General features: G+C 60.6%; 3 protein-coding genes. 1 reads left to right on the top strand and 2 read right to left on the bottom strand.

Going from position 1 to position 5,076, the window contains the following annotated elements; genetic code table 11:
• Positions 1-130: 130 nt before the first annotated feature.
• Both WC683_19485 and WC683_19480 read right to left on the bottom strand, forming a co-directional pair.
• On the bottom strand, positions 131-1,210 hold the full coding sequence (locus WC683_19485) for a hypothetical protein (protein MFA4974789.1): 1,080 nt from the start codon (positions 1,208-1,210) through the stop codon (positions 131-133).
• Between the two features lie 18 nt (positions 1,211-1,228).
• On the bottom strand, positions 1,229-3,796 hold the full coding sequence (locus tag WC683_19480) for an ATP-binding protein (protein ID MFA4974788.1): 2,568 nt from the start codon (positions 3,794-3,796) through the stop codon (positions 1,229-1,231).
• 146 nt (positions 3,797-3,942) lie between these two features.
• On the opposite strand from WC683_19480, the gene WC683_19475 reads away from it, so the two are divergent.
• Positions 3,943-5,025, top strand: coding sequence for an RDD family protein (locus tag WC683_19475; protein ID MFA4974787.1), 1,083 nt, complete (start codon positions 3,943-3,945; stop codon positions 5,023-5,025).
• The last annotated feature ends 51 nt before the right edge of the window (positions 5,026-5,076 follow it).

Genomic DNA, 5,076 nt, shown 5'->3' with positions numbered 1-5,076 from the left:
TGTCATCATCGCCCACCAGCGGCCTGAAGAGCTCACCCTCGTTGAGCTCCCTGAACGCGTTCTCCGGCAATCCCTTGAGCTGGGTCCCGCCCCCTGCGTCGTCCATCTTCGCCCCCTTTGGATTGATGTGCTATTTTGTGCCGAGCAGCTTTCGTTTGAGCCCGGCGTAATGTTTCCTGATCGGCTCCGCCTTTGCGCGCAGGAGCCCCTTGCCGATCGGTCTGTGCGCGAGTGCGGCGATGAGCTTGAGGACGTTGTCGTAGTCGGCTGCGCTCACGTGCTCCGCGGCATACCCGCGCGCTCCCTGGTTGTGATAGTTGCCCAAGGGAAGCGCCACGCCGCCCGCCCGGTAGCCGTTCGCCACGTATACGCACGCCTCGCAGCGACCGCCCTGCAACAGGGCGCGTTGAAATTTGAAACCTTGGCTTGCGGGCAAAGCAGAAGCAACGGAGGAGAGCCAGACCTCAACCTCGGGATCGTAAGTCGAGGCGAGATCGCCCGCTCGGATGACCGGGCCCGCGCCTATCTCCACGCCACCACCCTTTGCGGAGCTGCACTCGAGCACGACCAGCGGGCTGGCCTTCGGTATCAGTCCGCTCTCCATCGCTGCGAATGCGCCCAAAAAACCGGCCTCCTCGCCGCGCGTGAAAAGCCCTTGTACGTTCACCCTGGCCTTGCCCTTTGCGAACCTGGTCATGAGATCGAGTATGGCCGCGACCGATATCAGGTTGTCGCAGGCCAGCGCGCTGATCCTATCGCCAGAGATCTTGAACGGGACTACGTCGAACGCGCCGAAATCGCCCCTCTTCACCCGGCCCGCTGCCGAAAGGTCGAAGGTGAACCTGCCCTCGTGCTTCTTCTTGAGTATCCTCTTCGATATCTTCCCTCTGATCGGCCCATCGTCCGTATGGACCCGCACCCTCGCCCCCGCGAAGGTCTTCGGGGCGACCTTGCCCCAGAGCGCGACCGTGGCCCTCTTGCCCTTTGCAGCCACGACCTCAAAGCCGGGATGGTCCATGTGCGCCGCGAAGGTGACGCCGCCTCGCCCGCCTTTATGGGTGAGGAGTATGTTGCCCGCCCTGTCCTCCTTCACGGCGATGCCGACCGACGCGGCGTACCAGCGCACGAACGCGGCCACGGCGGTTTCGTGAAAGCTCATCGTGGGCAGAGAAACTACTGATTCGAGAAGCGCCCTGCTGAGATTGTCCATATGTATGGCTCCTGATCCCTAGCGCTTCCTCTTTCGCGCTGTTTTCTTAACCTTGGCCTTGGTCTTGACTTTGACTTTCGACTTAACCTCAGTCCTCTGGGCCTTCTTCGGTTTCTTCGCTTCCTCGTCGTGGATCGCCTTCGCCATGCCCTTTTCCATCAGCTTGGCGACGGACTCGTTCATCTCGCGCAGCCTCTTCATCACCTCGCCGTGCACCGTGCCCGAAGGATATTCGGCGTTCTTGCCCATCTTGCCCGCCGGTTTGCGCATGAGCAGCTCGATGCCCTCGTCGATATTGGAGACAGAGTAGATGTGGAATTTTCCCTTTTTCACGGCCTCGGTCACGTCCTTGCGCAGCATCAGGTGCCTCTCGTTCTGCACGGGTATCATCACGCCCTGGGTGCCCGTGAGGCCCTGCGCCTTGCACACGTCGTAGAAACCTTCGATCTTCTCGTTGACCCCGCCGATGGGCTGTATGTCGCCCATCTGATTGACTGAACCCGTGACCGCCATATCCTGCCTGATCGGTATGCCAGAGAGCGAGGAGAGTATGGCGTAGATCTCGGTGGAGGAGGCGGAGTCTCCGTCGATGCCGCCGTAGGACTGCTCGAAGCATAGCGAGGCCGTGAGGTTCAGCGGCTCGCGCTGGGAATATTTGTGCCTGAGATATCCTGTGAGGATGTAGACTCCCTTGTCGTGCGTGGGCCCGCTCATCTTGGCCTCGCGCTCGATGTTGATGACACCCTCCCTGCCTATGGCGGTGGTCGCCGTAACCCTGGAGGGCTTTCCGAAGCTCACGTGGCCGATCTGGTAGACCGACAGCGCGTTGATCTGCCCGATCCGCGAGCCCTTTGAGTCGATGAGGATCACTCCCTCCTCGATCAGGCGCTGCACGTGCTCCTCGGTGAGCCTGTGCCTCTCGCGCTTTGCCTCGAGCGCGCGCTCGACGTGCTTGCGTTCGATCTGCGCGGAGCCGTCCTGGCCCGCCCAGTAGTCCGACTCGCGCAGCACGTCCGTGATATAGGAGAACCTGGTGGATATCCGGTCGCGCTGGCCGGACTCCTCGATGCCGTACTCCACCATGGCGACCAGGCCCTCTGAGCTGAACTCCCTGAGCTTTCCCCTGCCGCAGACCGACCTGAGGACCGCAGCGAACTTCTCCACGGAGTCGGAGGAGAGCGGCATGGTCACGTCGAAGTCCGCGAGCACCTTGAACGTCTTCGCGAAATCCTCCTCGTACGCGTACAGGAGCCTGTAGAGCCAGGATGGACCGATCATGATGACCTTTACCGAGAGCGGAACGGGCTCGGGTTTGATCGTGAGCGGCGCAAACTGGTAGTAGGTCTCCGGCTGCTGGATTATGAGCTCCATCTTCTTGAGCACGCGCTTGAGCTGATCCCAGACCAGCGGCCTGCGCAGCACGTCGAGCGCGTTGACGATGAGATAGCCGCCGTCCGCGCGGAGCAGCGAGCCGGCCTTTATGTAGCGAAAGTCGGTGGTCCAGTAGTTGCCTGGGCCAACGTTGTACTCGGTGGCCCCGAAGATATTGACGTAGCTGGGATTGTTCTCCTCGACGATCGGGACCTCGCCCTCTTCGCCCGACTCCTGCGTCTGGTCGTAGAGCAGGTTGACCTCGTAATACCAGAAATGGTCCTCCTGTCGCTGTGCGCCCAGGACTATGACCCCCTGCTGGTGCTCCTCTTCCTTCTTGCCGGCGAACACGTCGAGGTTCTTGAGTATGTGCCCCTTCATCCTGAGGAGGTACTTGCGCACCTTCTCGTCCGAATAGCGCGCCCTTAGATCGTCCATCAGGCCGTCGAGCACGGCCGAACCTGAGCGCTGCATCAGGCGGTCGAGCGCAAGGTGCATCTCCTTGCCGAGCGAACGCGCCTTGGTGAGCACGTGCTTCAGCTCGGACATCAGCTCCTTGTAGCGCTTGTTCTTGCTCTCGCGCTCCTCGGCGGTCATCTTGCCGTCTTTGACCAGGTTGTCGAGGTAGTCGATGGAGACCGCCTCGTTGCCCACGATCGGGAACACCGTCGGCGCGACGTAGCCGCCCTCCTGCAGCTGGATGAGGGCGAACCCCTCCTTCTTGAGGTGGTCGGCAAAATCCTCGAAGAGCTTCTTCTCCTCGCGCTGGTAGCGGTCGATTATGAGTTCTCGCTCGCGCTGCACGTGGGAGGACTCGATCGCCTTGGGGATCTCGGCGCGAAGCACCCTGACGAGCTCATGCACGTCGTCCCGGAAAGCGCGGCCCTTGCCCCTGGGAAAGGTGAGCAGCACCGGCTGGGACGGATCCACGAAATTGTAGACGTAACAGCGGTCGGGGATCTCGGCCTTCGACTTGCCGAGCTGCTTGAGCGCCCTGCGGATCGTGGTGATGCGACCCGTGCCGGCCATGCCCGCGACGTAGATGTTGAAACCGGTCTGGTAGAGCTTGAGCCCCATCTTGAGGGCCTCGACCGCCCTCTTCTGGCCGACTATGGCCTCGGTGGGCCTTATCTTCTCCGGCTTTTTGAAGACCCCTTGGAGTTCCTTGTCAGGACTCCATCTCAACAACTGCGCCGACACTTTTTGCGAAGGCATTCAGATCCCCCAGTCTCAGGTCAAAAGGCAGCTCGAACGACCCGTTCAGGCTTTCATGGAGATTAAATTATGATGCCCTGTTTGTCCAGCATGAGAGAGGCCCCTGGGCGCTTTGCATGCGCATTTTCCTGTGGTATTAACTCCTCATGGAAGAGAAGGGCCATAACCCCGCCGAGCACGCGCGATTTGCGACCGAGCTGCGCATCCAGCACGAAGCCACGCGCCAGCTCGTAAGCCATGACCAGGACACGCCCCCGTACAGGGTGTGCGTTCGCAGGGTGGCCGCCTTTGCCGTCGACTGCGCGGCCATGGCCGCCGTGGGGCTCCTGCTGGCCGAATCGCCGATCGCACAGTTGAGGTTTCTTAATGAAAACAGCTGGTGGATAGGGATTGTTCTCGCCACCCTCTACTTCGGCGTGATGGACAGCGCAACGGCGGCAGGGGCGAGCCTCGGCAAGAGGCTCATGCACATAGAGATCCAGCGGCTCGACGGCGAAGCGCCGGGATTCGTAGACGCGGTCCTCAGGTTCGCGCCATTCGCGGTCGTCTTCTCAATGTACAAGATATCAGCGCTGTCGGATTCTCAGTCAGCGCCGATCCTGATCTTCGAGCTGGTGGGGATACTCACAGCGCTCGGGGTCGCGATATTCGGCGCGCTCCACCCCTTGCACAAGACGATCTCCGACCTCATGCTGAACACCGTGGTCGTCAAAAACAAGGCCATGGTGAGCCTTCCGTCATCCAGCCACAAGAAGGCCTTGATCGCGTTCGCATGCCTCGCGTCCGCGACGATCGCGATACAGGGTGCGCGGGCGTGGCACATGACGCACGACGAAAAAGAGCTCGCCAAGGCGGCCGTGGTCTCCCAGCTCAAGAGGGTCATGCCCTCCATCAGGCACATAAAACCGGCCTCGCATGACCTGATGGTCGACGGAAAGATATACGCCGACGTATTCGTGATCTCGGCCTTCATCGACAAGGAGCTGAATGAATCGATAATCGCGCAACAGGCGAAACACATCTACGACGTCCTGGCTCACAGCGGCCTTTTGCCGAAGAACATCCCAATGCTGATCGTGAGACTGAAGCAGGGCTTCGACATAGGGTTGTGGCGATCCTTCAAGGAGAAGAGCTATTTGTTTTCGCTGAAAGACGGCGGAGCGGAAGAAAAAAGCAGCGTCAGGATAAAGGTGATGAGGCCGAAGCGCGGCAAGGACAAAAAGAAGTGAGCAAGCAGCCATGTCTTTGAAGACCAAGCGATTCCAAGTGGTGAACGAGGG

It is taken from the genome of bacterium (assembly GCA_041648665.1).
In the GTDB taxonomy this organism is placed as follows: domain Bacteria; phylum UBA10199; class UBA10199; order 2-02-FULL-44-16; family JAAZCA01; genus JAFGMW01.
Note: the sequence above shows the minus strand (reverse complement) of the source record. Positions and strands in the feature narration are given on the sequence as shown.

Bases quoted from the DNA above. Each gene is read 5' to 3' on its own strand.
- WC683_19485 (MFA4974789.1), bottom strand. From the start codon at position 1,210: ATGGACAATCTCAGCAGGGCGCTTCTCGAATCAGTAGTTTCTCTGCCC.
- WC683_19480 (MFA4974788.1), bottom strand. From the start codon at position 3,796: ATGCCTTCGCAAAAAGTGTCGGCGCAGTTGTTGAGATGGAGTCCTGAC.
- WC683_19475 (MFA4974787.1), top strand. From the start codon at position 3,943: ATGGAAGAGAAGGGCCATAACCCCGCCGAGCACGCGCGATTTGCGACC.